General features: G+C 64.4%; 2 protein-coding genes, 1 pseudogene and 1 riboswitch. Of the genes and pseudogenes, 1 reads left to right on the top strand and 2 read right to left on the bottom strand.

Annotated elements, in window-relative coordinates; all coding sequences use genetic code 11:
- A pseudogene (locus tag MJD61_08595) lies at positions 1-283 on the bottom strand (hypothetical protein).
- 130 nt (positions 284-413) lie between these two features.
- The gene (locus MJD61_08590; GenBank protein MCG8555330.1) at positions 414-1,607 is read right to left on the bottom strand and encodes an IS256 family transposase; all 1,194 of its coding nucleotides are present in this window, start codon (positions 1,605-1,607) and stop codon (positions 414-416) included.
- 129 nt (positions 1,608-1,736) lie between these two features.
- A riboswitch (TPP riboswitch) is annotated at positions 1,737-1,856 on the top strand.
- Positions 1,857-1,938: 82 nt separating this feature from the next.
- On the opposite strand from MJD61_08590, the gene MJD61_08585 reads away from it, so the two are divergent.
- The coding region (locus MJD61_08585) for an ABC transporter substrate-binding protein (GenBank protein MCG8555329.1) at positions 1,939-2,238 on the top strand (300 nt) is incomplete at its 3' end.

The raw sequence follows: 2,238 nt of genomic DNA, 5'->3' as shown, positions 1-2,238 counted from the left end.
TTTTGGCTCCTGATTCGAGCACCACCTCCATGTCTTCCTTCTGCAGAATGTGATCACGCTCCAAGAGGACCTCGTTACGCGTGATGGTAATCACTTCTCCAGTATCTTCATCCACGAAATCCTCGTCCCAAGTCTTGAGGATCCTGGCTGCGAGTTTACGACCAACGCACTTTTTGAGATTGGTCTTTGTGGCTTTGATTTCTTCAGCCAAGCCGAAGATTTCAAGAATGTCCTTGTCCGAGGAATAGCCAATCGCGTGTAACCAGCTCTATGTCGATAGGGGTCAAATGGGAGCTGTAACCACGCTCGCCTACCTGGACGGTGTCCCGAACGGGTCTGATATACACTACGCAAACCTTGTCGGACCGGAACGCGACCGATCATCATGTCGTTGTGCACGAAGTGAGGTAACGTCAAGTGTTATGTGTCAGCAGGAAAGGGGTGTTGAGGCCCTGCATTTTGTTTTCGTGGGTGAAGACGGCGTAGAGGATGCGATCCATTGAGGTTCGGTCCTGGAAGGTGCCCATGGGCCTGGTGCGTCGTCGGACTTCGCGGAAGCGGCGCTCGATGGCGTTGGTGGTCCTGACGGCCTTGCGGAGTTTGGGATCGCGGTAGCGCAAGCAGGTCAGCAGCTCTTCGAGATCCTCGCGCAAGCTGGCCACGACTTTTGGATAATCGGACTGCCAGCGCTCGGCGAAGCGCCGGGCCGCACTCTGCGCCTGGGGCCGGGTGTCGGCGTTCATGATGTCGTGCAGGCCGCGCTTGAGTTCGTCATGGTCTGCTTTCTTCACCTTGTCCAGGAGGTTCCTGATCTTGTGCGCCCAGCAGCGCTGCACCGGCAGGTGGGGATGGACCACCGGCAGGGCGGCGAGCAGGCCGGCGCCGCCGTCGACGCAGACCATCTGTATCCCCTCGCCGGTGAGGCCGCGGCGGTAGAGGTCGGTGAGGAACAGCTCCCATTCGGCGGCGCTCTCGCTCTTCGCCAGGCGGAAGTCGATGATCTCGCGCCGGCCCTCGAAGGTCAGCCCGAGCGCCACCAGCACCGGCCGGCGGATGGCGCCGGCCCCGGTCTTGCGGGCCAGCACCACGCCGTCGAGCAGGAGCGCCCGGTAGCGGTTCGTCAAGGGCCGGGCGTGGAAGCCGGCGACCGCCTGGTCCAGCGTCTTGGCCACCTGGCTCACCGTGGCGGCGCTGACCGACCGGCCCAGGAGCGCCAGCAAGACCTCGCCGACCTTGCGGGTCGACAACCCGAGCACGAAGCCGGCCAGGATCATGCGGTCGATCTCGGTCGAGCGGCGGGCATAGGCCTTGAGCACTTCGACCGGACAATAGCGCCGGCTGCGCGGCACCGAGAGCTCGATCGGCCCGAGCTCGCTCAACAGCCAGCGCCGGTAGAAGCCGTTGCGCCGGTCCGCCGGCGCATCCGCCGGCAGCGCCTCAAGCCAGCGGTCGACCGCGTGGGCCATCTGTCCCTCGATGATCTCGGCCAAGGCCCGGCGGCCCAACGGCCGATAGCCCTCGCCCCATTCCAGGCCTTCTCCCTGCATCGCCTTCACCAGCTCGAAGGCCATCGGTAAACTCTCGATCGTCGCAGCACGCTGTGGCATCGGGGTGCTCCTTGCTGGCTCTTGGTCGAACCACAGGGAAGCACCCCTTTCCTACCGTTGACACATAATTCCGTACGTCACCCAAAACGGAGTGCCGCTTGACGGCGGCGGACGGACGGCGCACGATTGCCGCGTTCCTGGGGGTGCCCCATGCGGGGCTGAGATACTGCGGCCGACGGTCGGCCAGGCAGTGACCCTTCGAACCTGATCCGGGTAATGCCGGCGCAGGGAGTGGAGCTGCCGCCATGCTTCAAACATCTTCGCGTCCGAGCCGCTGCCCGGTTCCCATTTCTGCGATTCCCATTCCGGCAACGCGCATCGGACACCGAACATGGCCAAGCTCTTCCGTTTCTCGTTTCTAGCCGTCCTAGCTCTCGCTCTCGCCGGCCCGGCCCACGCGGCCGAGAAGCTGACCGTGATCCTGGACTGGTTCGTCAACCCCGACCACGCGACGCTGATCGTGGCCCAGCAGAAGGGCTTCTTCCGCGACGCCGGCCTGGAGGTCGAGCTGATCGAGCCGGCCGACCCCAACGATCCGCCCAAGCTGGTGGCCGCCGGCCAGGCCGATCTCGCGGTCACCTACCAGCCGCAGCTCCACATCCAGGCGGCCGCCGGCCTGCCGCTCGCCCGG

The sequence above is a fragment of the Pseudomonadota bacterium genome, from assembly GCA_022361155.1.
GTDB lineage: Bacteria > Myxococcota_A > Polyangia > Polyangiales > JAKSBK01 > JAKSBK01.
Note: the sequence above shows the minus strand (reverse complement) of the source record. Positions and strands in the feature narration are given on the sequence as shown.

What these genes read in the sequence shown, in the direction of transcription:
- MJD61_08590 (MCG8555330.1), bottom strand. Translation starts at nt 1,607, where the DNA reads ATGCCACAGCGTGCTGCGACGATCGAGAGTTTACCGATGGCCTTCGAG.